This window comes from Pseudomonas sp. B16(2017) (assembly GCF_002113205.1).
Lineage (GTDB): Bacteria > Pseudomonadota > Gammaproteobacteria > Pseudomonadales > Pseudomonadaceae > Aquipseudomonas > Aquipseudomonas pharyngis.
The window spans coordinates 77,841-99,780 of record NZ_NEKA01000018.1 but is presented as its reverse complement, the minus strand read 5'-3'; the positions used below and the strand labels follow the sequence as shown (position 1 = coordinate 99,780).

Below are 21,940 nucleotides of genomic sequence, written 5' to 3'. Positions count from 1 at the left end.
GAAACCGACATGCTCGATTCCAAACTGTTACGTAGCAACCTTCAGGACGTAGCGGACCGCCTGGCTTCCCGTGGCTTTGCCCTGGATGTCGCGCGCATCGAAGCGCTGGAAGAACAGCGCAAGACCGTCCAGACCCGCACCGAAGCACTGCAGGCTGAGCGTAACGCGCGTTCCAAATCCATCGGTCAGGCCAAGCAGCGCGGCGAAGACATCGCGCCGCTGATGGCGGACGTCGAGCGCATGGCGGGCGAACTGAGCGCCGGTAAAGTCGAGCTGGACGCGATCCAGACCGAACTGGATTCGATCCTGCTGGGCATCCCGAACCTGCCGCACGAATCGGTTCCGGTCGGCGAAGACGAAGACGGCAACGTCGAAGTGCGCCGCTGGGGCACTCCGACTGCTTTCGACTTCCCGGTTCAGGATCACGTGGCCCTGGGCGAGAAATTCGGCTGGCTCGACTTCGAAACCGCCGCCAAGCTGTCTGGCGCACGTTTCGCCCTGCTGCGCGGCCCGATTGCCCGTCTGCACCGCGCACTGGCGCAGTTCATGATCAACCTGCACGTCACCGAGCATGGCTACGAAGAGGCTTACACGCCTTATCTGGTTCAGGCCCCGGCGCTGCAAGGCACCGGTCAACTGCCGAAGTTCGAAGAAGACCTGTTCAAGATCGCTCGCGAAGGCGAAGCCGATCTGTACCTGATCCCGACCGCCGAAGTGTCGCTGACCAACATCGTGGCCGGTGAAATCGTCGATTCGAAACAGCTGCCGATCAAGTTCGTCGCTCACACTCCGTGCTTCCGCAGCGAAGCCGGCGCGTCGGGTCGTGACACTCGCGGCATGATCCGTCAGCACCAGTTCGACAAGGTCGAGATGGTGCAGATCGTCGAGCCGTCGAAATCGATGGAAGCGCTCGAGAGCCTGACCGCCAACGCCGAGAAAGTCCTGCAACTGCTGGAGCTGCCTTACCGCACTCTGGCGCTGTGCACCGGCGACATGGGCTTCAGCGCGGTCAAGACGTACGACCTGGAAGTGTGGATCCCAAGCCAGGACAAGTACCGCGAAATCTCGTCGTGCTCCAACTGCGGCGACTTCCAGGCCCGCCGCATGCAGGCGCGTTTCCGCAACCCGGAAACCGGCAAGCCTGAGCTGGTGCACACCCTGAACGGTTCCGGTCTGGCAGTCGGTCGTACCCTGGTGGCCGTGCTGGAAAACTACCAGCAGGCCGACGGTTCGATCCGTGTGCCGGACGTGCTGAAGCCGTACATGGGTGGCCTTGAGGTCATCGGCTAAATGAAATATCTGCCGCTGTTTCACAACCTGCGCGGCAGTCGTGTGTTGGTTGTCGGTGGGGGGGAGATTGCCTTGCGCAAGTCCCGCCTGCTGGCCGATGCCGGTGCGCTGCTGCGGGTGGTCGCACCTGAAATCGAAGCGCAACTGCACGAACTGGTTGCCGCCAGCGGTGGCGAATGCCTGCTGCGGGGCTACGCCGAAAAGGATCTGGACGGTTGCGGGCTGATCATTGCCGCCACCGACGACGAAGCGTTGAACGCGCAAGTCTCTGCCGATGCCCATCGGCGTTGCGTGCCGGTCAACGTGGTCGATGCGCCGGCGCTGTGCAGCGTGATCTTCCCGGCAATCGTCGATCGTTCACCGCTGATCATCGCTGTCTCCAGCGGCGGCGATGCGCCGGTGCTGGCCCGGCTGATCCGCGCCAAGATCGAAACCTGGATTCCTTCGACCTACGGCCATCTGGCCGGTCTGGCCGCGCGGTTTCGCGATCAGGTCAAAGGCCTGTTTCCCGATGTGCAGCAGAGACGGGGCTTTTGGGAAGACGTGTTCCAGGGGCCGATTGCCGACCGGCAGCTGGCAGGACAGGGCGCCGAAGCCGAACGTTTGCTGCAAGCCAAGATTGACGGCGAAGCCATGGTCACGACCGGTGAGGTGTATCTGGTTGGGGCAGGACCGGGTGATCCGGATCTGCTGACCTTCCGCGCCTTGCGTCTGATGCAGCAAGCCGACGTGGTGCTGTACGACCGCTTGGTGGCTCCGGCGATTCTTGAGCTGTGCCGTCGCGATGCCGAGCGGGTCTACGTCGGCAAGCGTCGCGCCGATCACGCCGTGCCGCAGGATCAGATCAACCAGCAACTGGTGGATCTGGCCAAGGCCGGCAAGCGTGTGGTGCGGTTGAAGGGTGGGGATCCGTTCATCTTCGGCCGTGGCGGCGAAGAGATCGAGGAACTGGCGGCCCACGGCATCCCGTTTCAGGTGGTGCCGGGCATCACGGCGGCCAGCGGTTGCGCGGCATATGCCGGGATTCCGCTGACTCATCGCGACTACGCTCAGTCGGTGCGTTTCGTCACCGGGCACTTGAAGGACGGTTCGACCGATCTGCCGTGGTCGGACCTCGTCGCGCCGGCTCAGACGCTGGTGTTCTACATGGGGTTGGTGGGGCTGCCGATCATCTGCGAGCAATTGATCAAGCATGGTCGCGCGGCCGATACCCCGGCTGCGCTGATCCAGCAGGGCACCACGGTCAATCAGCGGGTCTTCACCGGCACGCTGGCCGACCTGCCGCGGCTGGTGGCGGAGCATGAAGTGCATGCGCCGACCCTGGTGATCGTCGGCGAAGTGGTGCAATTGCGCGAGAAACTGGCGTGGTTCGAGGGCGCTCAGGGTCAGATCTGACGACTCTGAAGGGATCGTCCCCACGCGGTGGGAACGATCCTGCTCTCAACCTCTGCGCCAAACCCCTTTGCCGCCCAACCGGTCCCGGTCATGGGCAACAGTGAAATCCTGCTTCGGCCCCTTCGGCACCACCCCTGTCGGGTTGATGGTCTTGTGGCTGCCGTAGTAGTGATGCTTGATGTGCTGGAAATCCACGGTTTCGGCAACGCCCGGCCACTGGTACATCTCACGCAGCCAGTTCGACAGATTCGGATAATCGCTGATCCGCCGCAGATTGCATTTGAAGTGCCCGTGATACACCGCGTCGAAACGAATCAGCGTGGTGAACAGACGCACGTCCGCCTCGGTCAGGTATTCGCCCGTCAGATAACGGTTGGCGTCCAGCACCTGTTCCAGATGATCCAGTTCGGCAAACACATCATCGAACGCTTCTTCATAGGCCTTTTGGGAGGTGGCAAACCCGGCGCGATACACGCCGTTGTTCACGGCAGGATAGATCCGCTCGTTCAGCGCATCGATCTCGCCGCGCAACGGCGCCGGATAGAAGTCCAGATCGTTGCCGGTCAAGTCATCGAAGGCGCTGTTGAACATGCGGATGATCTCCGCCGATTCGTTGCTGACGATGCGCTTGAGTTTCTTGTCCCACAGCACCGGTACGGTGACGCGGCCGGTGTAGTCGGCGGTGTCGGCGGTGTAGCGCTGGTGCATGAAATCGAGGTGGTCGAGTTTGTCGCCGGTCGAGCCGAGGTTCTGATCGAAGGTCCAGCCGTTTTCCAGCATCAGCCAGCTGACGACTGAAACGTCGATCAGGCTTTCCAGGCCCTTGAGCTTGCGCAGGATCAGCGTGCGATGCGCCCACGGACAGGCGAGAGAGACATAAAGGTGATAACGCCCGGCTTCGGCGGCAAAACCGCCTTCACCGCTCGGGCCCGGCTCGCCATTGCGAGTGACCCAGTTGCGGCGCTGTGCCTGTTCGCGCTGGAACGCGCCGTCCTTGCTGCTTTCGTACCACTTGTCCTGCCAGCGGCCGTCGACGAGTAAACCCATGATCAAGACTCCAGAAACCAATAATTCGTTGGAGTTGAGTCTATTCCGATGAGTTCGAACAAAAAGCGCAAAGATCGGGCGTTAATGATCGGTTAAATCGATTTATCCCGCGCGGCCCAGTATTGCTCGGCGGTTTCAAAAGCCTGTTCACGGCTTTGGCCGAGGCCGCGCAGCGCCAGCGCCATGGTCGAGATCAACGCCATTTGCGGGTAACTGTCGACCACATCGCCACGCCAGACGGCTTTCAAATGCTCGATATCCAGCGACGCAGGTTTGACATGACGTTGCGCCGATAGCTGCGGCCATTCCTCGTCCCAGCTCTCGCCGCCGGTAGTGCCGTAAAGGTGGCTGTCGGCATCCGGGTTGATCTCGATTTCGCCGCCGTCGCCCTTGATCACGATCGCCGTGTCGCCGAGCAGGCCGCTGGCATCGCGGTGCACCGCTTGATAGCCGGGGTGGAAAATGCTCTGCAAGCCGCAACGCGCGCCCAATGGATTGAGAATCCGCGCCAGCGAGTGGATCGGCGAGCGCAGGCCGAGGGTGTTGCGCAGGTCGATCATCCGTTGCAGCTGCGGCGCCCAGTCCACCAGCGGCATGAACGCCAGGCCACCGTTATCCAGCGCCGCGCCGACTTGTTGCCAGTTGCGGCACAGCGGAATGTTCAGCTCACCGAGCAGTTGTTCGGAATACAAACGCCCGGCTGTGTGGGCGCCTCCGCCGTGCATGAAGATGCGCACGCCGTTCTGCGCCAGGCACTTGGCGGACAGCAGATACCACGGCAGGTGACGCTTCTTGCCAGCGTAGGTCGGCCAGTCCAGATCGACCTTCAGCGCTGGCGCCTGCAAACGTTCGCGCAGTGCCTCGGTGAAGCCAGCCATTTCCTCAGCGCTTTCTTCCTTGTGCCGCAGCAACATCAGGAAGGCTCCGAGCTGGGTTTCTTCGACCGCTTCGTCGAGCACCATGCCCATGGCTTGCCGGGCTTCCTCGCGGGTCAGGTCGCGGGCGCCGCGCTTGCCCTTGCCGAGGATGCGCACGAACTGGGCGAATGGATGCTCGGCGGGCGTTTCGAGGGTCAGCGCTGGATAGTCGGTCATAGGCAATTCGTCGGTTTGGGCAGGCCCGCCAGTTTCGCGGCGAGTTTGGCAGGGGTGCCTTTGAACAGTCGGTTCAGGTGCAGGCTGTTGCCTTTCTCCGCGCCGAGCTTGAGCGCGGTGTACTTGATCAGCGGCCGGGTGGCCGGTGACAGCTGGAATTCGGCGTAGAAGCTGCGCAGCAATTCGAGGACTTCCCAGTGTTCCGGGCTCAGTTCGATGTCTTCGGCAGCGGCGAGGGCGCTGGCGACTTCGGCCGACCAGTCGTTGAGGTCGACCAGAAAGCCGTCCTTGTCCAGTTCAATGGCGCGGGTGCCGACGGTCAGCGCATTCATAGCCAGCTGTTGACCTTGTCGTGGTGGATCGACAGCTCGACGAAGGCCGGGTAATCGATGGCTTCGGCCCAGTCCGGAACCTGCACGGCACGGGCTTGCGCGTCTTCGGCCAGCACGAACAATTTCACCTCACGCGATTCCAGCGCACTGAACGGCGCGGTGCCAGGCTGCAGCGCATAAACGGCATCGCCAGACAGCAACAGCGCATCGGCAGAACCGAGCAGGCGCAGGCAACTGGTCAGGCGTTCGTCGCCGAACGGGGAGTGGGACAACACATGCAAAGTCGACATCAGAGGGTGATCACCTGGTCGTAACGGTCAATAAGGGCGGTGATTTGCTCGGCGGCCAAAGGCTGCGCCTCGTCCAGCGAACGATCGCCGAGGCCGCGAACACTGGCGCTGTCGGCGCAGTAGAACAGCTCTTCGACGCCAAACATCGGCAACGCTTGCAGGTTGGCGCTCAGGTCTTTCTGTTGCAGGGCCTTGGCGTTTTGCCCGGCTGCCAGTTGCAGCACGCCGTCGTCGAGAAACAGCAGGCCGATCGGCAGATCGAAGGCGCCGCCGGCGAGCACGATGTCCAGCGCTTCGCGGGCGCCGGGGCCGGACCACGGCGATTGACGGCTGATAATCAGAAGGGATTTGGCCATGTCATGCGCCTCCGAAACAGATCAGGCGGTCGGCATCCTGCACCGAGTCATGCAACTGGCCGAGGCCGGACAATTCCCACGGCGCGCTGACGGCCACGGCATCACGCTGATAACGCCCGGCTTCCTCGGCATTCAACACGCCACGGCGCAGGGCGGCGGCGATGCACACCACGCCGTCGAGGTTTTGTTCGGTGATGAAATTGCGCCACTGCTTGGGCAGGTCCAGTTCGTCCTGCGGCGTGACCACGGCGTTGGACGCGTTGTGGACCCCGTCCTGATAGAAAAACAGCCGGACAATCTCATGCCCGCCGGCGAGCGCAGCCTGGGCGAACAGCAGGGCGCGGCGCGAGGAGGGCGCATGGGCGGCGGAAAACAGCGCAATGGCGAACTTCATGACGGACTCGATCAGCAAAACTGCGGCCATGATAAAGCTTTCTCGGCGGGGCGGCGAAGTGGATGTTTCCCGCGCCCGTCTCGATACGAGCAGGCGTCCTTCAGCGTGGCATGTAGCCCAGCTGCCAACGCCGCGGAATCTTCAGGGTCACCAGCCCCAGAACGGCGGCGAACAGACCGCTGACCAACATCGCCTTGAGCCCCAGATGATGTTCCAGCACCGCCCCCAGAATGGCCCCGACCAGCATCCCGCTCCACGGCACCAGTTGCACCCGCCAGCCGCTTCGCCGTTCGCCGAGCACCCAGCGCCCCAATCCCCGACCAAATCGGGACAGGGCGCCGGTGACATACGTCAGCCCGACCGGCAGGCCGTTCACTTCTTCCACCGCCGCGTTGAGCATGCCCATCGCAATGATCGCCGCCAGCAGGGCCGGCAGTTGCGTGTCAAAGGGCCAGGCTGCGGCACAGAGCAGTGCGGCGATGGACAACAGCAACGGCAGCGCCCGCCGACCACCCAACCGACTGACCACGACACCCAGGGCATTGCCGACAATGAACGTTGCGACGAGCAGGATCAGCCGCCCTGTCAGTGCGCTGTCGCCATCGCTGATCGCCACCGCCAGCCGCGTGGTGTTGCCGCTCATGAAGGAAACGAAATCGCCACTGGCCATGAAGCCGATGGCGTCGGTCATGCCGGCCAGTACCGACAGGCTGGCAACCAGCGCCAGACCCACACGGCCGCGCCATTTCTGTATGTGAAGATGTCCGGGACTGGCGCGGTGGGTCGAGGTGGAAGGCAGCATCGAGGCAGCGTCCTTGAGCGGGGTTTACGGTTCTATGCCATACAGATCGCAGTACTCCAGCCAGTCCATCCCGGCCATTTCCGCCACTTCGCGATGCACTTCCAGGCGTTGTGCCTGATACTCCTCGGGCGTGGTGGCAGTCAGTTGCAACGTCAATTCCCAGGCAAACAAACCTTGGCTTTCGGCCTCGGCTTCGAAAGCTTCGTGCAGGCGTTCTTCGCGGTACTGCGCCGGAGTTTCGCCCTTGGCCTGGGCCAGCAAAGGGTTGAGGTGGTCGAGGGCTTCGCGCAACTCGGGGCGTGCATCGATAAACAGTTTCAAGGCTTGTTCGTGTCGCTGGTCAGTAGGCGCCATGGGCTTTCCTTGTGAGGCTGGTCACCGTTAATGTGCCGCAGGCGCCGGCATGTGTCGCGTTTTAAATGCAGTAAAGCAGAACGATTTTTGCCGTTGCGGTGATACAGTCCGGTTTTTTCCGAATGAGCGAATGCAATGCGAATGCTGATGGTGGCGCTGGCGGCAACCCTGCTGGCCGGTTGCGCGGGTTCGGCGATGGAAGACGCCCGCACGCAAACCCCTAACAAGACCCTGAATTCGGACAAACCCGAAAAAGTCGTGGCCCAGTGCGTGCAATTCGCCTGGCAGGACGAAGCGGTGTTCGGCGTGGACGCGGCGGCGTATCTGCAACCGGGCAAAAAGGGTGGTTCGACGGTCTACACGCGTTCGGCGGAGTCGTTTGTCGACTTGACCACGGATGCGTCCGGTACCGTATTGAATTACTACGCGCAGAAGGATGATTTTGTGGCCAAGCGCCGCTTGGCGGCGCTGGCGACCTGTCTGTAACGGGCGGCTGGATGCGTTGATTTTGCGACCCTCACCAGCCTGCGGGCGAGGGTCGCTGAATTCAATCAATCAAACGCTTCTGGAAGAAATGCCGCTTGTGCCCCAGCGGATAATCCACAATCTCGCCACACTCGGTATACCCCAGTTTTTTGTAGAATCCGGGCGCCTGAAAATCAAAGGTATCGAGCCAGATCCCAACGCAGTCTTTTTCCCGGGCGAATTCCTCGACCATGTTCATCAGCTTCGAGCCGATGCCCTGTCCCCGGCCTTGTTCCGGCACCGCCAGCAACTCGATAAACAGCCACCGATAGAATGTGTGCCCATAAAGGCCACCGAGGATTGCGTCGTTGTCGTCGCGCACCAGCAGCGCGACCGGTTCGTACAGCGACGGCCCGGCCTTGGCAATGTTGTAGGCACGCAGCGGCGCCAGGATGGCCGCGCGCTGTTCTTCGGTGGGGTCCTGCGACAGCTCGATCCGCAACGTCATGTTGTCTTCCTTGTAGTAATGAATCGGCAGCCTATCGCGCCACAGCCGATTGAAGCAATCGCTTGGAACCGTCGCTCCTGCGGCGCGGTCTAGCCCTTCAGGGCGTCCATCCGGAACGCGTTTGCCTGGGAGATTCCATGAATATTTTCGAAGCCCTGCGTGAAAGCCACGATCGTCAGCGGACCTACGCGAAATCGTTGATCAAGACCAGCGGTGACACCCCGGAAAGGGTCGAGGCCTACAAGCAACTGAAGGCTGAGCTTCAGGCCCACGAAACCGCCGAAGAGCGCCATTTCTATATTCCGTTGATGGAGATCGACAAGGGTGTCGACCTCAGTCGCCATGCCATTGCCGAACACCATGAAATGGACGAGATGATGGAAGAGCTCGACGAGACCGACATGTCCAGCCCGGCCTGGCTGGCGATGGCAAAAAAGCTCTCGGATAAGGTCCATCACCACTTGCAGGAGGAAGAGCAGAAATTCTTCCAGATGGCCGGCAAGCTGCTCGACGACAAGCAAAAGGAACAGCTCGCCGGGCAGTATGAAAAGGAGTTCAGAGCGCAGCTTCCCTGAACCGGTGAACGCAGGTGTTTGTAATGACGCGGTGTAGTCTTTTCGCCATGCGTTGAGTGAGCGTCGTCGCAATGCACTGTGTTTATATACAGTATTTTCGGCATTTTTGAAGTTTCGCCGAGGCCGACTGCGACATAACCGCCGATGGACAAAAAATCCCCCTCCGTTAGCTTGAAAGCCTCTCCTCGGACAGGAGAGTTCTTAAATCAACGGAGTGAAAAACATGAACCAACCACAAGCTCAAACCCAACTGCGACACGGTCGCGTCATTTCCCCTGCAAGCCGCGGCGCGGTGGCCATCGAGCAAGGATTGCTCGGCGGCTGGCAGGTCAATGAAATGGAAGGCGGCAAGAACTTCCCGGCACTCGCGGCTGGTCCGTCCCCCGCGCCGTTCGAAAGCGACAACCCGAGCGTCGTACCGCCCGCTGACGGCTATATTCTCAGTGGCGGCAAGAACGACGCACGTGACTGTGTGAACTTCACCGCAGAAGAAATGAGCAAGAAACTCGGGCGCCCGTTCTCCTGGCCACTGCTCAATGTCACCCCCGGCCAGACCCTTGAGGTCAAATGGGAGTACACCGCGCCGCATACCACTCGCGGTTACCGCTGGCTGATCACCAGGGATGGCTGGGACCCGAAACAACGCATCACCCGGGCGCAACTGGAAGCGCAACCGTTTGCCGAGGATTTCTATCCGCAAGTGCCGTACTACAGTCATGCGGCGGAATTGAAAGCCAAGGTCAACCACGCCGTGAAACTTCCGGGCAACAAGCAGGGTCATCACGTCATCGTGCTGATGTGGATCGTCGCCAACACCGGCAACGCCTTCTATCAGGCCTTCGATGTGGACTTCCAATAAGCCCGCAACGTCAAACCCACACGTTCTGAAGGATTAGAACATGTCAAACATTGACTTCACCCTATTGAATAACCAGGCCAGCGATGCGGCATCGCTGATGCCGAGCCTTGCCGGCAAGAAGATCCTCATGGGCTTCTGGCACAACTGGCCGGCCGGCCCGAGCGATGGTTACCAGCGCGGCCAGTTCGCCAACATCACCCTGGAAAACGTGCCCAAGGAATACAACGTGGTTGCGGTGGCCTTCATGAAGGGCAGCGGGATTCCGACCTTCAAGCCGTTCAACGTCTCCGATGCCGAGTTTCGCCGTCAGGTCGGCGTGCTCAACAGTCAGGGGCGGGCGGTGCTGATTTCCCTGGGCGGTGCCGATGCGCACATCGAGTTGCGTGCCGGTCAGGAGCAACCGCTGGCCAACGAAATCATCCGTCTGGTGGAAACCTACGGCTTTGACGGCCTGGACATCGATCTTGAGCAGAGCGCGATTGATTTCGCTGCCAACAAGACCGTCCTGCCTGCCGCGCTGAAACTGGTCAAGGATCACTACGCAGGCCAAGGCAAGCATTTCATCATCAGCATGGCGCCGGAGTTTCCGTACCTGACCGTCTCCGGCAAATACGTTGGATATCTGCAGGCGCTGGAAGGCTATTACGACTTCATCGCTCCGCAGTTCTACAACCAGGGCGGCGACGGGGTCTGGGTGCCGGAAGCCAATAACGGCAACGGGGCGTGGATTGCGCAGAACAACGACGCGATGAAAGAGGATTTCCTCTATTACCTGACCGAGAGCCTGGTGACCGGCACTCGCGGCTTTACGAAGATCCCGGCGGACAAGTTCGTCATCGGCCTGCCGGCCAACGTCGATGCCGCCGCCACCGGCTACGTGATCGACAAGACCGTGGTCGGCAACGCGATGAAACGCCTGGCGGTCAAAGGGCATCCGATCAAGGGCCTGATGACCTGGTCGGTGAACTGGGACAACGGCACCAGCAAGGATCGCGTGCCGTACAACTGGGAATTCAGTCGGCGTTATGGACCACTGATTCACGGGGTGCCGTCTGCGGTGCAGGGCGCTGATGCCGCAACGGTGAGCGTCGCTCATCAGTAGTCATTGAACGAAAAGCCCGGTAGCGCTGCCGGGCTTTTTTTCGTCGGCGGTTCGCAACATTTCACCTACCATGGCCATCTTCCGATGACAAAAAAGGATCAGGCGTCATGTCCAACACAGCCGAGCGGGTCAACATCGTCGATACCCAGGTGTTGTCCCACGACTGGTATCTGCTGAAGAAAATCACCTTCGACTATCACCGCAACAACGGGGACTGGCAGCGCCAGACGCGCGAGGTCTACGACCGTGGCAATGGCGCGGCGATTCTGCTGTTCAACCGCGAGCAGCGCACCGTGGTGCTGACACGGCAGTTTCGTCTGCCGGTGTTCGTCAACGGTCACGACGGTTTGCTGATTGAAGTGGCGGCCGGACTGCTTGAAGGCGCGGCGCCGGAGCAGCGCATCCGCGACGAGGCCGAGGAAGAAACCGGTTACCGCGTGCATGATGTGAATAAGGTGTTCGAGGCCTACATGAGCCCCGGCTCGGTGACCGAGAAATTGCACTTTTTCATCGCCGAGTACGATGCCTCGTCAAAGGTCAGTGAAGGGGGCGGTCTGGAAGAAGAGACCGAAGAACTGGAAGTGCTGGAGTGGCGTTTCGACGACGCGCTGGCGGCGTTCCAGCGGGGCGAGATCTGCGATGCCAAGACCATCATGCTGCTGCAATATGCGGCGATGAATAACCTGTTTGACGGTTAAAACAAGTCACCGGTTTTACCGATGTCCGACCACAGGCCACCTTCCAGGGTCAGCAGGCGCTCCTTGGCTTCCAGGCCTCCGGCAAAACCGGTCAGTTTGCCTGAGGCGCCGATGACCCGATGGCATGGCGCAATGATTGAAATCGGATTGCGCCCGTTCGCCGCGCCGACGGCACGCACCGCACTCGGGTGGCCGATCTGTTCGGCAATCTGGCTGTAGGTGCGGGTTTCGCCAAACGGAATGGTCAGCAACGCGGCCCAGACCTTTTTCTGGAATTCGGTGCCAGCAAAGTCCAGCTCCAGATCGAACGCGTTTCGCGTTCCTGCAAAATATTCTTCCAGCTGTTGCGCGGTTTTCATCAACAGCGGATTGTCCGGTGCCTCGCTCATCGGCCCCAGGCGCACCCGGTTCGGTTTGTCGTTTTCCCAGAGGATGGCGGCCAGACGTGATCCGTTCGCGACCAGCTTCAACTCGCCGACAGGCGAGGGCAGGGTGATGAACGTGTAGGCCATGGGCAAAACTCCGGGACGGGGCGGAAACTGCGCCCAGCATACTGCCGGATCGGGGAGGCGCAAACCGCAATCGCGACCATACTGGCTGATGCTCTTGAAGCGCTTTCCTACCTTATAAAAAGAAGAGACCGACTCATGAAGTACGAACGTTTTGCCAAATCGCTGATTGCGACCTCATTGGCGCTCAGCTGCCTCATGGCCCACGCCGCCTCGGTTGCCCCGGTCGCCGCCGAAAACGGCATGGTGGTCACCGCCCAGCACCTGGCCACTCACGTGGGTGTCGACGTGCTGAAAAGTGGTGGCAACGCGGTGGATGCGGCGGTCGCCGTGGGTTATGCACTGGCAGTGGTTTACCCGGCGGCGGGCAACCTCGGTGGCGGTGGTTTCATGACCATTCAACTGGCGGACGGACGCAAGACCTTCCTCGACTTCCGGGAAAAAGCCCCGCTGGCCGCGACGGCCAACATGTACCTCGACAAGGACGGCAACGTCATCCCTGATCTGAGCACCCGTGGCCACCTCGCGGTCGGCGTTCCGGGCACCGTGTCGGGCATGGAGCTGGCGCTGAGCAAGTATGGCACCAAACCGCGCAAGGAAATGATTGCCCCGGCCATCAAACTGGCTGAAGAAGGGTTTGAACTGGAACAGGGCGACGTCGAGCTTTTGGAGTACGCCACGGACGTGTTCAAGAAAGACATCAAGGATTCCGGCGCGATCTTTCTGAGCAACGGCGAACCGATGCAGGTCGGGCAGAAACTGGTGCAGAAGGACCTGGGCAAAACCCTGCGCACCATTTCCGAAAAAGGCGCCGACGGCTTCTACAAAGGCTGGGTGGCCGACGCCATCGTCACCTCCAGTCAGGCCAACAAGGGCATCATTACCCAGGCCGACCTCGACAAGTACAAGACCCGCGAACTGGCCCCGGTGGAGTGCGACTATCGCGGCTATCACGTTGTCTCGGCTCCGCCGCCAAGCTCCGGTGGCGTCGTGATCTGCCAGATCATGAACATCCTCGAAGGCTATCCGATGAAGGATCTGGGCTTTCATTCGGCCCAGGGCATGCACTATCAGATCGAGGCGATGCGCCACGCATACGTGGATCGCAACAGTTATCTGGGCGACCCGGATTTCGTGAAGAACCCGATCGAACACCTGCTGGACAAGAACTACGCAACCAAGCTGCGTAACGCGATCCAGCCGCAGAAGGCCGGTGTGTCGGCGGAACTCAAACCCGGTGTCGCGCCCCATGAAGGCAGCAACACCACGCACTATTCGATCGTCGACAAATGGGGCAACGCGGTCTCGGTCACCTACACCCTCAACGACTGGTTCGGCGCAGGCGTGATGGCGAGCAAGACCGGGGTGATCCTCAACGATGAAATGGACGACTTCACCTCCAAGGTCGGCGTGCCGAACATGTACGGCCTGGTGCAGGGCGAAGCCAACGCCATCGCTCCCGGCAAGGCACCGTTGTCATCGATGAGCCCGACTATCGTCACCAAGGACGGCAAAGTGGTAATGGTGGTCGGTACGCCGGGTGGCAGTCGCATCATTACCGCGACGTTGCTGACCATGCTCAACGTCATCGACTACGGCATGGGCCTGCAGGAAGCGGTCGATGCGCCACGTTTCCACCAGCAGTGGATGCCGGAGGAAACCAACCTCGAAGACTTCGCCGCCAGCCCCGACACGAAGAAGATTCTCGAGAGCTGGGGCCACAAGTTCGCGGGCCCGCAGGACGCCAACCACATCGCCGCGATTCTGGTCGGTGCACCGTCGCTGGGGGGTAAACCGGTCGGCAAGAACCGCTTCTACGGTGCCAACGACCCACGGCGCAACACCGGGTTGTCATTGGGTTACTGAGCAGAGTAAAAAGGGGGCGGGCACAGGTCCGCCCCTGTCTCAAGGACCGATCAAGGAAGGCTCACCATGACCACCGCATTGCTGATCATCGATGTCCAGCGCGCCCTGTGCGCCGGCGAATACGAGTGCCACGACGCCAAACGGGTAATCGACACCATCAACGGCCTCTCCGCCCGCGCGCGCCAGTCGGGTGTGCCGGTGGTGCTGATCCAGCACAACGAAAAGGACAGCCCGTTCGCCCACGGTGCTGAAGGCTGGCAACTGGCTGACGGACTGGTCACCGCGCCCGGCGATCTGCGCGTCGACAAGACTGCCAACGACTCGTTCTACCAGACCAATCTGCAGAAACTGATCCCCCGGGAAGACTTCGACCGCTTGGTGATCTGCGGCATGCAAACCGATTACTGCGTCAACGCCACCGTGCGTCAGGCCCATCAACTGGGCTACGACGTGGAACTGGCGGCCGACGCGCATTCCACCGTCGACAACGGCAACATGAGCGCCGAAGACATCATCGCCGAACACAACAAGGACTGGGCGCACCTGACCGGTTCCGTGGCGCGGATCGATGTGAAGCCGGCTGCCGAAATTACGTTCTGATGGGTTGTCGCAGTCATACTGGGAGCGAGCTTGCTCGCGATGGCATTCATTCAGTCACCGATGATGTTGAATGTGCTGCCCTTATCGCGAGCAAGCTCGCTCCCACAATGACGCATGCGGATCACGCCATTTGTAGCCGCCGCACCACGGTCTGAAACCGTTCGGACGCCACCCACTGCGGATCCGCGTCCTCCACCAACAACATGATCCCCAGATAATGCTCCAGGTGCAGGGTAATCACCTGACCATCGACTGCCAGATCCCAGTAATACTGATCCAGACCGCTGGCCTGGGTTGTCCAGGTTCCGCTCAGCGTCTGCTGGAGCTCATCGGCGATGCGCGTGAAGAGTTCTCTGTCAGAGCTGTCCGACAGGTGAATATCCGAAGCGGCCACGAGCTGCTCCTTAAATGACGATGAGGGTGGGAGGGCATACTGCCACTGCCTGAAATCAGGTCGCAAACATCAACCTGCGAACATCACTCACCGGCTCGGACACCGCACCGCTCAACACCAGCCGCGTAATCGTCTGCGCCGCCACCGCATAATCCTCATCCTGCGGCACCTCCCGCCCGGTGATGCGCCCCATCTGCCAGCCAATGTTGGTGTAGGTGCGCGTCGCCGACCAGATGAACAACATCAAATGCTCGGGATCGACCGGCGCCAGCAAACCGCGGTCGATCCAGCTGCGCAGGCACTCGACATTGCGTCGGGCCTCACCGTGCAACAAGTCGCGGCATTCATCGGGTAACTGACGGCCACCGAGCAGCAACTCACCGCTGAACACTTTGGCGATCGCAGGATGCTCGCGGGCGATGCGGATGCGCGCGGCGACGTAGGCGCGCAGGCCGATCAGCGGATCGTCGCTTTCGCGTAGCATCGCCGAGGCTTCCAGCAACGGCTCGACGAAGCCGAGCAGCACTTTGCCGTAGAGGTTTTCCTTGCTCTGGAAGTAGTAATAGAGATTGGCCTTGGGCACACCGGCGCGGGCGGCGATGTCGCGGGTCTGGGTCGCGTCGAAGCCGTTGGCGGCGAATTCTTCACTGGCGGCGGTCAGGATCAATTGCTGGTTGCGTTCGCGGATGCTGCTCATGGACGGCATGGAGGTCTGGCCATTTCGGCTTCGCAATATACAAAACTATATAGCGATTAGGCCAGCGAACTCGCTCCTCAGCGCTATGCTGGTTTCAATTTCAGTGACATCAGGAAAATCACAATGACACTTCAGGCACTGCGCGCCACGACGATTCACCTCGACGCAGTGGCGAAGCTGTTCGACGCCTATCGCGGCTTTTACGGCCAGCCATCGAATCTCGAGCAATCACGGACCTTCATCGCCGAGCGCATGGTTGGCAATGAATCGGCGATTTTTCTGGTTGAGGATGAAAGCGGTGAGGCGCTGGGATTTGTGCAGCTGTACCCGACGTTTTCCTCGATTGACGCCCATCGCACCTGGCTGCTCAGCGACCTGTTCACCGCGCCGGCCGCGCGGGGCCGCGGGGTCGGCCGATTATTGATGAACACTGCCCGGGATTTTGCGCTGCAAACCGGTGCCAAGGGACTGGTGCTGGAAACCGCCACCGATAATTTCAGCGCACAGGGTTTGTACGAATCACTCGGTTGGGTGCGCGATATGGGCTATTACACGTACACCCTCGATTTGCGCCAAAGCTGAGCCGGCGCAATCTTTTTCAGGGTTTTCCCGAATCAGGTCTTTTCCCGAACGTAGACGATCACTAGAATCCGCCCCCGGCGCTCCGCAATGGAGGCTCTTTGATATCACTTTAGGGAAGACATCATGCAATTCGGGAAAATCCTGGCGCTGGGTCTGGTGCTCGCGCTGGGCGGCTGTGCCAGTTTCACCCAGGACGAAGTGGCTCCGGTCACGCTGCCATCGATGGCCAGCTATGCCAACAAGCCAAACATCTATGTCGATTTCGACTTTTACCAGGGCGAGCCGAAAAGCGCTTCCGCCGTGGAAATGCCACAAGCTCGGGACATGCTCAAACCGCAATTGCAAACCGTTCTGAAGGATTCGGGTTTGTTCGGTCGTGTGACCTTCGACCAGTTCGAGAAGCAGCCAGGTGACTACAGCCTGCGTCTGAAAATGTACAACCATCCACCGAATGGCGGTCAGCTGGTGCTGGCGTTCATCAGTGGTCTGAGCATGACGATCATTCCAGCCTATGCCACCGACCAGTACACCATGAGCCTGGAAACCCTCGATCAGCAAGGCCAGCCGCTGTCCACCGCCAGCAACCATGACGCGGTCGGCACCTGGATGGGCATCTGGTTCCTCCCGCTGGCGTTCAATACGCCGAAAGCGGCGGTGACCGATACATTCACTCGGCAGGTCAATGCGTTGCTCAAGGAATGGGCCGACAGCAACCGTCCGAAGTATTCGGGCATCTGACTCACTCCAGCGAGTGGGCAAAAAAAGAGCCGCAATCGCGGCTCTTTTTTTTGGCCCTTACTTCAGGGCCTGAATGAACTGTGGATCGCTGTACAGATTCTTCAGCAAGTCCTGCAGCATCGGGTTGTAGGCGTTGGTCGCGTTGGGGATCGCGATAAAGCCGAAAAAGCTGCTGTTCCACTGATGGCTGACATCTTTGGTTGCGTCGTACACCACGTCGTTGCCATTGCGCAGGGTGAAGCGTGCAGCGATGGTGCCGTCACCGGTACCCATGCCGGCGTTCAGCTGGTTCTTCACCACCAGCACTTGCAGATGACGCGTCGCCTGCGGATCAAGCAGACCGGCCTTGCGCAGTTCTTCGGTGATCGCGTCCTGGATATGCGCCGGGATGCTGCCGGTCGGCGATTTGATCGGGTTGGCGCGGACCATCAACGAGCCTTCGCCCGATTCAGCGGTCACCTGTGGATTGCTGATCGCGTGCAGCGGCGGGGTCTGCTTGAGCTTCTGAACATTGTCGAAGCTTGGCTCGTAACGGGCCATGGTCATGCCACAGCCTTGCAGGAGCAGAGCAAACAACGGGATCAACAACAGCGATTTTTTCACGGCAGTTCCTTGCGCGTAGAAGATGGGGGGGCGAATTATGGGCAGAGTGCCATCATTGAGCAACTCTGATTGCCGTCCCTCATTCACGTTGCCGCAACAAGCCCTCGATCTGCGCTAGTTCCCAGGTACTCAACAGACTGACCGGATCGGTGCCGAAGCGCTGCCGGGTGTCGAGCGTCCATTCGCGACCGTCCGGGCACAGACAATCAGCGCAGTGATGCAGACGCTGGCCGTCGAAGTCCAGCTGCAAGCGCCAGCCTTCAATGTCGACCGCAACCCGATCCGCTCGCGCGTCCATCACCCGCAAACCACACACGCCCAGCGCGGCATCGCGCAATCGCTGGCACACTTCGCGGCTGGTCAATTCGCTCGGCATCCGAGGCTCCACTGGCAAAAACTGCGCGCCAGCATAAAGCGCGTGCCGGCGGTTGTCAGCGACGACTGGCCCACGCCGGTGCATTTGCGTAACATCCGCAACCCTCTTTTTCCGCGGCGCTCTTTTGCGCCAATGCATGCGGCCGCGCCCGTCGGCCACTCTGTCAGGTAAGCCATGAAACCGATTCGTCTGCGCGCCGATGTCCTGGCCGGACTCACCACCTCGTTTGCCCTGTTGCCCGAATGCATTGCATTTGCGCTGGTGGCTCACCTCAATCCGCTGATGGGCCTGTACGGCGCCTTCATCATTTGCACGCTGACCGCGCTGTTCGGTGGCCGGCCGGGCATGGTCTCCGGGGCGGCGGGTTCGATGGCGGTGGTGATCGTCGCGCTGGTGGTGCAGCACGGCGTGCAGTACCTGTTGGCGACGGTGTTGCTCGGCGGCTTGATCATGATGGCGTTCGGGCTGTTGCGGCTGGGCAAACTGGTGCGCATGGTGCCGCACCCGGTGATGCTGGGGTTCGTCAACGGCCTGGCGATCATCATCGCGCTGGCGCAACTGGAGCATTTCAAGAGCGGTGAACAGTGGCTCAGCGGCACGCCGTTGTACCTGATGACCGGGCTGGTGCTGCTGACCATGGCCATCGTCTACATCCTGCCGCGCCTGACCCGCGCGGTGCCGCCGGCGCTGGTGGCGATCCTCGGCGTAGGCTTGCTGGTTTATCTGCTTGGCCTGCCGACCCGCACCCTCGGCGACATGGCGCACATCGCCGGCGGCTTGCCGACGTTCGCGCTGCCGGACATCCCGTGGACGCTGGACACACTGCGCATCATCGCGCCTTACGCGATTCTGATGGCACTGGTCGGTTTGCTGGAAACCCTGCTGACCCTCAACCTCACCGACGAAATCACCGAAACCCGTGGCTACCCGGATCGCGAATGCGTGGCGCTGGGCGCGGCAAACGTGGTCTCCGGTGCATTCGGCGGCATGGGCGGTTGCGCGATGATCGGCCAGACCGTGATCAACCTCAGTTCCGGCGGGCGCGGGCGTTTGTCCGGCGTAGTGGCGGGTGTGTTGATTCTGCTGTTCATTCTGTTTCTGTCGCCGCTGATCGAGCGGATTCCGCTGGCGGCGCTGGTGGGGGTGATGTTCGTGGTGTCGCAGCAGACGTTTGCCTGGGCTTCGTTGCGGGTGCTGAACAAAGTGCCGCTCAACGATGTGCTAGTGATCATCGCGGTAACCACCATCACGGTGTTCACCGATCTGGCCACGGCCGTGCTGTGCGGGATCATCATCGCCGCACTGAATTTTGCCTGGCAGCAAGCGCGCGAGCTGTACGCCGATGAGCATCTGGAAGCGGACGGCAGCAAACTCTATCGCCTGCACGGCACGCTGTTTTTTGCCTCGACCACGCCGTTTCTCAATCAGTTCGACCCGGCCAGCGATCCGCAACGGGTGACGCTGGATTGTCGGCACCTGAGCTTTGTCGATTACTCGGCCATCGCTGCGCTGAAAACCCTTCGCGAACGCTACGCCAAGGCGGGCAAGCAGTTGCAGGTGTTTCACCTGTCCGAGCGCTGCAAGAAATTGCTGAAACGCGCCGGGGTCGATCACGACTGAGATCGACCCCGGTCACTGGTCAGGCATCGATTGCCGGGAAATCGATGTCGGTCAGCGCCGCGTTGTTCAGGTAGTTAGTGAGGGTTTGCACAGCGACGAGGGCGATCACTTCGATGATCTTCTTGTCGTCGATGCCGGCAGCGCGGGCGGCGGCAATCTGTTCATCGCTCAGATGACCACGAGTCTCGGTCAGTTGTTGGGCGAGGGTGGCGAAGGCATTGAGCCGGCCATGACGCGCTTCGATGATTTCTTCTGCTGCCAGCCCGGCCTTGCTGGCGAACAGGGTGTGCGCTGCCAGGCAATAGTCGCAACCGTTGACTTGCGAGGTGGCCAGGTACACCGCCTCTTTTTCCTTGGCACTCAGGGATGTCTTGCCCAGGGTTGCCGAGATTTGCACGTAGGCATCCAGCGCGACAGGTGCGACGGCCAGGGTCTTGAACAGGTTGGGCAGGAAGCCGATTTTTTTCTGCACGCCTTCAAGCACTGGGCGAGTGGCGTCGGTGGCGGTTTCGAGGCTGAGAGGGGCGATGCGGCTCATGGTGATTCTCCGAAAGTCCGGTGCGAAGTGCACCGGGGATGGAGGTCATGTTATTGAGCGCGGCTGGTGCTTTGGGTGCAAATCGTCGAGGATATGCGACAGATCGTCCAAACCTGTCCTTGCGAGAATCAGTCATGGATCGCCTTTCTACGTTGCTCAGCCATTTCGGCGTCAATGCCGGCACCTTTCACAGCGGCACGTTCTGCGGGGTGAGCGCCTACGGCGGCGATCAGGTGTGCGGGCATGTGCATTTGCTCCAGGCGGGAGAGCTGTTGCTCAAACCGGGAAATGATCCTGAAATCTCGCTCAAAGAACCGACCCTGATCTTTTTCCCGCGCCCCATGGCCCATCGCTTGTTCGCCAACGAAGCCATGGGCACGCAACTGGTGTGTGCTTCGCTGACCTTCGACGGCGGCGCTGGCAATGCTTTGGCAGCAGCGCTGCCGGATTATCTGGTGCTGAAACTCGCCGACCTTCCGGAAATGGCCAACACCCTGGAGTGGCTGTTCAAGGAAGCTTTCGACGGCCACTGCGGGCGCGAAGCGGTGATGGATCGGTTGTTCGAGTTGCTGGTGATCCTGTTGCTGCGCCACCTCATCAGCAGTCGCAACCAGCAGCCCGGCATGATGGCGGGGCTGGCCGATCCGAAGATTTCCCGCGCCTTGAACCTGATGCACGACCAGCCGGCCAAGGCCTGGAGCGTCGCCGAACTGGCGAGCGCCGCCAACCTGTCCCGCGCCGGTTTCGCCGACCACTTCCGGCGGGTGGTGGGGCAGACGCCGGTGGATTATCTGGTGAACTGGCGGATCAGCCTCGCGCAGAAACGCCTGCGCGAGGGACGACCGATCGCCCTGATTGCCGAAGAAGTCGGTTATGAAAGTCCCTCGGCGCTGGCCCGGGCATTTCGGCGCAAGACCGGGCTCAGCCCGCGGGAATGGAAGGCTGGCGCGAGTTGAAGACTATCTGGCGAATTTCTTCGCCCCGGCCACGCACAGGATCACCCCCAGCGTAACCACCAGCATGCCCACGCTAACATGCTCATGCAGCAAGGTCGCGGCCAGTGCCAGGCCAAAAAACGGTTGTAGCAATTGCAGCTGTCCGACCGCCGCAATCCCGCCCTGAGCCAGCCCGCGATACCAGAATACGAAGCCGATCAGCATGCTGAACAGCGAAACGTAAGCCAGGCACACCCACGCCGACAGGCTTATACCGCTGAACGAGGCGGGCGCCAGCCACACACTCAGCACAGCCATCACCGGCAACGACAACACCAGTGCCCAACAGATCACCTGCCAGCCGCCGAGGGTGCGCGACAGTTTGGCGCCTTCGGCATAACCGAGGCCGCAGGCGAGAATCGCCGCCAGCATCAATAGATCACCGGTGGGCGAGGCGGTCAGGCCTTGTGAGATCGCAAAACCGACCACCAGCGAGCTGCCCAGCACCGAAAAAATCCAGAACACCGGACTTGGACGTTCGCCACCGCGCAACACACCAAAAATCGCCGTCGCCAGTGGTAGCAATCCTACAAACACAATCGAATGCGCCGACGTCACGTATTGCAGCGCCAAGGCCGTCAACAGCGGGAAACCCACGACCACGCCCAGCGCCACGATCAACAAGGAGAACCACTGATCCCGCGCCGGACGCCGTTCGCGAAACAGCCACAACAGGCACAACGCCAGGGCGCCGGCGATGGTCGCGCGGATGACGGTGAGAAACACCGGGTCGAACTCCAGCACCGCCAACCGCGTGGCGGGCAGCGAGCCGCTGAAAATCACGACGCCGATGAGGCCATTGATCCAGCCGCTGGTTTTTTCCAGGGCCGGGGTGCCGAGGTGGGTGGTTCGTTCCATGGA

The 21,940-nt window shown here is 60.9% G+C and carries 28 protein-coding genes and 1 pseudogene; 13 read left to right on the top strand and 16 right to left on the bottom strand.

Features of this window, described 5'->3' with window-relative positions:
- Positions 1 to 9: 9 nt before the first annotated feature.
- Both serS and cysG read left to right on the top strand, forming a co-directional pair.
- Positions 10 to 1,290: a serine--tRNA ligase gene (gene serS, locus CAG25_RS25230; protein ID WP_074688938.1), complete on the top strand. Its 1,281-nt coding sequence runs from the start codon at positions 10 to 12 to the stop codon at positions 1,288 to 1,290.
- Positions 1,291 to 2,685 carry a siroheme synthase CysG gene (gene cysG / locus CAG25_RS25225; RefSeq protein ID WP_085613263.1) on the top strand — a complete coding sequence of 465 codons (1,395 nt, stop codon included), beginning with the start codon at positions 1,291 to 1,293 and terminating at the stop codon, positions 2,683 to 2,685. It abuts the gene before it with no gap.
- Positions 2,686 to 2,730: 45 nt separating this feature from the next.
- On the opposite strand, the gene CAG25_RS25220 is transcribed toward cysG, so the two are convergent.
- From CAG25_RS25220 to CAG25_RS25185, 8 genes are all read right to left on the bottom strand, one after another.
- The gene (locus CAG25_RS25220; protein ID WP_085613262.1) at positions 2,731 to 3,732 is read right to left on the bottom strand and encodes a glutathione S-transferase family protein; all 1,002 of its coding nucleotides are present in this window, start codon (positions 3,730 to 3,732) and stop codon (positions 2,731 to 2,733) included.
- A 92-nt stretch (positions 3,733 to 3,824) separates the two neighbouring features.
- Entirely contained in the window at positions 3,825 to 4,826 is a 1,002-nt protein-coding gene (locus CAG25_RS25215) for a glycosyl transferase family protein (RefSeq protein WP_085613261.1), read from the bottom strand.
- A complete protein-coding gene (locus tag CAG25_RS25210; protein ID WP_085613260.1) occupies positions 4,823 to 5,158 on the bottom strand; it encodes a TusE/DsrC/DsvC family sulfur relay protein in 336 nt (111 codons plus the stop codon). The genes CAG25_RS25215 and CAG25_RS25210 overlap by 4 nt, the downstream gene beginning before the upstream one ends.
- Positions 5,155 to 5,448 carry a sulfurtransferase complex subunit TusB gene (gene tusB, locus CAG25_RS25205; RefSeq protein WP_085613259.1) on the bottom strand — a complete coding sequence of 98 codons (294 nt, stop codon included), beginning with the start codon at positions 5,446 to 5,448 and terminating at the stop codon, positions 5,155 to 5,157. The genes CAG25_RS25210 and tusB overlap by 4 nt, the downstream gene beginning before the upstream one ends.
- Positions 5,448 to 5,804, bottom strand: a complete 357-nt coding sequence (gene tusC / locus CAG25_RS25200; protein WP_039767393.1) for a sulfurtransferase complex subunit TusC — start codon at positions 5,802 to 5,804, stop codon at positions 5,448 to 5,450. The genes tusB and tusC overlap by 1 nt, the downstream gene beginning before the upstream one ends.
- A gap of 1 nt (position 5,805) precedes the next feature.
- On the bottom strand, positions 5,806 to 6,198 hold the full coding sequence (tusD, locus tag CAG25_RS25195; RefSeq protein WP_085613268.1) for a sulfurtransferase complex subunit TusD: 393 nt from the start codon (positions 6,196 to 6,198) through the stop codon (positions 5,806 to 5,808).
- Between the two features lie 100 nt (positions 6,199 to 6,298).
- Entirely contained in the window at positions 6,299 to 7,000 is a 702-nt protein-coding gene (locus CAG25_RS25190) for a YoaK family protein (protein ID WP_085613258.1), read from the bottom strand.
- 24 nt (positions 7,001 to 7,024) lie between these two features.
- Complete coding sequence (locus CAG25_RS25185; RefSeq protein ID WP_085613257.1) at positions 7,025 to 7,354, bottom strand: DUF6388 family protein; 330 nt, start codon at positions 7,352 to 7,354, stop codon at positions 7,025 to 7,027.
- A 135-nt stretch (positions 7,355 to 7,489) separates the two neighbouring features.
- On the opposite strand from CAG25_RS25185, the gene CAG25_RS25180 reads away from it, so the two are divergent.
- Positions 7,490 to 7,840: a hypothetical protein gene (locus tag CAG25_RS25180; protein WP_011334933.1), complete on the top strand. Its 351-nt coding sequence runs from the start codon at positions 7,490 to 7,492 to the stop codon at positions 7,838 to 7,840.
- A 61-nt stretch (positions 7,841 to 7,901) separates the two neighbouring features.
- Here CAG25_RS25180 and CAG25_RS25175 read toward each other — a convergent pair whose 3' ends face one another.
- A complete protein-coding gene (locus tag CAG25_RS25175; protein ID WP_064597705.1) occupies positions 7,902 to 8,327 on the bottom strand; it encodes an N-acetyltransferase in 426 nt (141 codons plus the stop codon).
- A 137-nt stretch (positions 8,328 to 8,464) separates the two neighbouring features.
- Here CAG25_RS25175 and CAG25_RS25170 point away from each other — a divergent pair, with 137 nt between their 5' ends.
- The 4 genes and pseudogenes from CAG25_RS25170 (at position 8,465) to CAG25_RS25155 (ending at position 11,561) form a co-directional block, all read left to right on the top strand.
- Complete coding sequence (locus CAG25_RS25170; protein WP_085613256.1) at positions 8,465 to 8,902, top strand: hemerythrin domain-containing protein; 438 nt, start codon at positions 8,465 to 8,467, stop codon at positions 8,900 to 8,902.
- 223 nt (positions 8,903 to 9,125) lie between these two features.
- The gene (locus tag CAG25_RS25165; protein ID WP_085613255.1) at positions 9,126 to 9,761 is read left to right on the top strand and encodes a lytic polysaccharide monooxygenase auxiliary activity family 9 protein; all 636 of its coding nucleotides are present in this window, start codon (positions 9,126 to 9,128) and stop codon (positions 9,759 to 9,761) included.
- A gap of 40 nt (positions 9,762 to 9,801) precedes the next feature.
- Positions 9,802 to 10,803, top strand: a pseudogene (locus CAG25_RS25160) (chitinase); the annotation flags it as partial.
- A 167-nt stretch (positions 10,804 to 10,970) separates the two neighbouring features.
- Positions 10,971 to 11,561 carry an NUDIX domain-containing protein gene (locus CAG25_RS25155; protein WP_085613253.1) on the top strand — a complete coding sequence of 197 codons (591 nt, stop codon included), beginning with the start codon at positions 10,971 to 10,973 and terminating at the stop codon, positions 11,559 to 11,561.
- Here CAG25_RS25155 and CAG25_RS25150 read toward each other — a convergent pair.
- Positions 11,558 to 12,073 carry a methylated-DNA--[protein]-cysteine S-methyltransferase gene (locus tag CAG25_RS25150; RefSeq protein ID WP_085613252.1) on the bottom strand — a complete coding sequence of 172 codons (516 nt, stop codon included), beginning with the start codon at positions 12,071 to 12,073 and terminating at the stop codon, positions 11,558 to 11,560. The genes CAG25_RS25155 and CAG25_RS25150 overlap by 4 nt on opposite strands.
- Positions 12,074 to 12,208: 135 nt before the next feature.
- On the opposite strand from CAG25_RS25150, the gene ggt reads away from it, so the two are divergent.
- Both ggt and CAG25_RS25140 read left to right on the top strand, forming a co-directional pair.
- Positions 12,209 to 13,936 carry a gamma-glutamyltransferase gene (gene ggt, locus CAG25_RS25145; RefSeq protein WP_085613251.1) on the top strand — a complete coding sequence of 576 codons (1,728 nt, stop codon included), beginning with the start codon at positions 12,209 to 12,211 and terminating at the stop codon, positions 13,934 to 13,936.
- 66 nt (positions 13,937 to 14,002) lie between these two features.
- Positions 14,003 to 14,536 (top strand): cysteine hydrolase family protein, encoded by a 534-nt coding sequence (locus tag CAG25_RS25140; protein WP_085613250.1) that lies wholly within the window; start codon positions 14,003 to 14,005, stop codon positions 14,534 to 14,536.
- A 121-nt stretch (positions 14,537 to 14,657) separates the two neighbouring features.
- Here CAG25_RS25140 and CAG25_RS25135 read toward each other — a convergent pair whose 3' ends face one another.
- On the bottom strand, positions 14,658 to 14,930 hold the full coding sequence (locus tag CAG25_RS25135) for a DUF3630 family protein (RefSeq protein ID WP_085613249.1): 273 nt from the start codon (positions 14,928 to 14,930) through the stop codon (positions 14,658 to 14,660).
- Between the two features lie 55 nt (positions 14,931 to 14,985).
- The gene (locus CAG25_RS25130; protein ID WP_085613267.1) at positions 14,986 to 15,627 is read right to left on the bottom strand and encodes a TetR/AcrR family transcriptional regulator; all 642 of its coding nucleotides are present in this window, start codon (positions 15,625 to 15,627) and stop codon (positions 14,986 to 14,988) included.
- Between the two features lie 123 nt (positions 15,628 to 15,750).
- Between CAG25_RS25130 and CAG25_RS25125 the strand changes: the two genes are divergently transcribed.
- Both CAG25_RS25125 and CAG25_RS25120 read left to right on the top strand, forming a co-directional pair.
- Complete coding sequence (locus tag CAG25_RS25125; protein WP_085613248.1) at positions 15,751 to 16,209, top strand: GNAT family N-acetyltransferase; 459 nt, start codon at positions 15,751 to 15,753, stop codon at positions 16,207 to 16,209.
- A 123-nt stretch (positions 16,210 to 16,332) separates the two neighbouring features.
- Positions 16,333 to 16,947: a hypothetical protein gene (locus CAG25_RS25120; protein ID WP_074688914.1), complete on the top strand. Its 615-nt coding sequence runs from the start codon at positions 16,333 to 16,335 to the stop codon at positions 16,945 to 16,947.
- Positions 16,948 to 17,004: 57 nt separating this feature from the next.
- Here the strand turns inward: CAG25_RS25120 and CAG25_RS25115 are convergent, their stop codons facing one another.
- Complete coding sequence (locus CAG25_RS25115; RefSeq protein WP_039767367.1) at positions 17,005 to 17,550, bottom strand: hypothetical protein; 546 nt, start codon at positions 17,548 to 17,550, stop codon at positions 17,005 to 17,007.
- Between the two features lie 79 nt (positions 17,551 to 17,629).
- The gene (locus tag CAG25_RS25110) at positions 17,630 to 17,926 is read right to left on the bottom strand and encodes a hypothetical protein (RefSeq protein ID WP_064600887.1); all 297 of its coding nucleotides are present in this window, start codon (positions 17,924 to 17,926) and stop codon (positions 17,630 to 17,632) included.
- Positions 17,927 to 18,100: 174 nt separating this feature from the next.
- Here CAG25_RS25110 and CAG25_RS25105 point away from each other — a divergent pair, with 174 nt between their 5' ends.
- Positions 18,101 to 19,546 carry a SulP family inorganic anion transporter gene (locus CAG25_RS25105; RefSeq protein ID WP_085613247.1) on the top strand — a complete coding sequence of 482 codons (1,446 nt, stop codon included), beginning with the start codon at positions 18,101 to 18,103 and terminating at the stop codon, positions 19,544 to 19,546.
- Between the two features lie 19 nt (positions 19,547 to 19,565).
- Here the strand turns inward: CAG25_RS25105 and CAG25_RS25100 are convergent, their stop codons facing one another.
- Positions 19,566 to 20,084, bottom strand: a complete 519-nt coding sequence (locus tag CAG25_RS25100; RefSeq protein WP_085613246.1) for a carboxymuconolactone decarboxylase family protein — start codon at positions 20,082 to 20,084, stop codon at positions 19,566 to 19,568.
- A gap of 134 nt (positions 20,085 to 20,218) precedes the next feature.
- On the opposite strand from CAG25_RS25100, the gene CAG25_RS25095 reads away from it, so the two are divergent.
- Entirely contained in the window at positions 20,219 to 21,040 is an 822-nt protein-coding gene (locus tag CAG25_RS25095; protein WP_085613245.1) for an AraC family transcriptional regulator, read from the top strand.
- 3 nt (positions 21,041 to 21,043) lie between these two features.
- Here CAG25_RS25095 and CAG25_RS25090 read toward each other — a convergent pair whose 3' ends face one another.
- Positions 21,044 to 21,937, bottom strand: a complete 894-nt coding sequence (locus CAG25_RS25090) for a DMT family transporter (protein WP_085613244.1) — start codon at positions 21,935 to 21,937, stop codon at positions 21,044 to 21,046.
- Positions 21,938 to 21,940: the final 3 nt, after the last annotated feature.

What these genes read in the sequence shown, in the direction of transcription:
- serS (WP_074688938.1), top strand. Translation starts at nt 10, where the DNA reads ATGCTCGATTCCAAACTGTTACGTAGCAACCTTCAGGACGTAGCGGAC.
- cysG (WP_085613263.1), top strand. Translation starts at nt 1,291, where the DNA reads ATGAAATATCTGCCGCTGTTTCACAACCTGCGCGGCAGTCGTGTGTTG.
- CAG25_RS25220 (WP_085613262.1), bottom strand. Translation starts at nt 3,732, where the DNA reads ATGGGTTTACTCGTCGACGGCCGCTGGCAGGACAAGTGGTACGAAAGC.
- CAG25_RS25215 (WP_085613261.1), bottom strand. Translation starts at nt 4,826, where the DNA reads ATGACCGACTATCCAGCGCTGACCCTCGAAACGCCCGCCGAGCATCCA.
- CAG25_RS25210 (WP_085613260.1), bottom strand. Translation starts at nt 5,158, where the DNA reads ATGAATGCGCTGACCGTCGGCACCCGCGCCATTGAACTGGACAAGGAC.
- tusB (WP_085613259.1), bottom strand. Translation starts at nt 5,448, where the DNA reads ATGTCGACTTTGCATGTGTTGTCCCACTCCCCGTTCGGCGACGAACGC.
- tusC (WP_039767393.1), bottom strand. Translation starts at nt 5,804, where the DNA reads ATGGCCAAATCCCTTCTGATTATCAGCCGTCAATCGCCGTGGTCCGGC.
- tusD (WP_085613268.1), bottom strand. Translation starts at nt 6,198, where the DNA reads ATGAAGTTCGCCATTGCGCTGTTTTCCGCCGCCCATGCGCCCTCCTCG.
- CAG25_RS25190 (WP_085613258.1), bottom strand. Translation starts at nt 7,000, where the DNA reads ATGCTGCCTTCCACCTCGACCCACCGCGCCAGTCCCGGACATCTTCAC.
- CAG25_RS25185 (WP_085613257.1), bottom strand. Translation starts at nt 7,354, where the DNA reads ATGGCGCCTACTGACCAGCGACACGAACAAGCCTTGAAACTGTTTATC.
- CAG25_RS25180 (WP_011334933.1), top strand. Translation starts at nt 7,490, where the DNA reads ATGCGAATGCTGATGGTGGCGCTGGCGGCAACCCTGCTGGCCGGTTGC.
- CAG25_RS25175 (WP_064597705.1), bottom strand. Translation starts at nt 8,327, where the DNA reads ATGACGTTGCGGATCGAGCTGTCGCAGGACCCCACCGAAGAACAGCGC.
- CAG25_RS25170 (WP_085613256.1), top strand. Translation starts at nt 8,465, where the DNA reads ATGAATATTTTCGAAGCCCTGCGTGAAAGCCACGATCGTCAGCGGACC.
- CAG25_RS25165 (WP_085613255.1), top strand. Translation starts at nt 9,126, where the DNA reads ATGAACCAACCACAAGCTCAAACCCAACTGCGACACGGTCGCGTCATT.
- CAG25_RS25155 (WP_085613253.1), top strand. Translation starts at nt 10,971, where the DNA reads ATGTCCAACACAGCCGAGCGGGTCAACATCGTCGATACCCAGGTGTTG.
- CAG25_RS25150 (WP_085613252.1), bottom strand. Translation starts at nt 12,073, where the DNA reads ATGGCCTACACGTTCATCACCCTGCCCTCGCCTGTCGGCGAGTTGAAG.
- ggt (WP_085613251.1), top strand. Translation starts at nt 12,209, where the DNA reads ATGAAGTACGAACGTTTTGCCAAATCGCTGATTGCGACCTCATTGGCG.
- CAG25_RS25140 (WP_085613250.1), top strand. Translation starts at nt 14,003, where the DNA reads ATGACCACCGCATTGCTGATCATCGATGTCCAGCGCGCCCTGTGCGCC.
- CAG25_RS25130 (WP_085613267.1), bottom strand. Translation starts at nt 15,627, where the DNA reads ATGAGCAGCATCCGCGAACGCAACCAGCAATTGATCCTGACCGCCGCC.
- CAG25_RS25125 (WP_085613248.1), top strand. Translation starts at nt 15,751, where the DNA reads ATGACACTTCAGGCACTGCGCGCCACGACGATTCACCTCGACGCAGTG.
- CAG25_RS25120 (WP_074688914.1), top strand. Translation starts at nt 16,333, where the DNA reads ATGCAATTCGGGAAAATCCTGGCGCTGGGTCTGGTGCTCGCGCTGGGC.
- CAG25_RS25110 (WP_064600887.1), bottom strand. Translation starts at nt 17,926, where the DNA reads ATGCCGAGCGAATTGACCAGCCGCGAAGTGTGCCAGCGATTGCGCGAT.
- CAG25_RS25105 (WP_085613247.1), top strand. Translation starts at nt 18,101, where the DNA reads ATGAAACCGATTCGTCTGCGCGCCGATGTCCTGGCCGGACTCACCACC.
- CAG25_RS25100 (WP_085613246.1), bottom strand. Translation starts at nt 20,084, where the DNA reads ATGAGCCGCATCGCCCCTCTCAGCCTCGAAACCGCCACCGACGCCACT.
- CAG25_RS25095 (WP_085613245.1), top strand. Translation starts at nt 20,219, where the DNA reads ATGGATCGCCTTTCTACGTTGCTCAGCCATTTCGGCGTCAATGCCGGC.
- CAG25_RS25090 (WP_085613244.1), bottom strand. Translation starts at nt 21,937, where the DNA reads ATGGAACGAACCACCCACCTCGGCACCCCGGCCCTGGAAAAAACCAGC.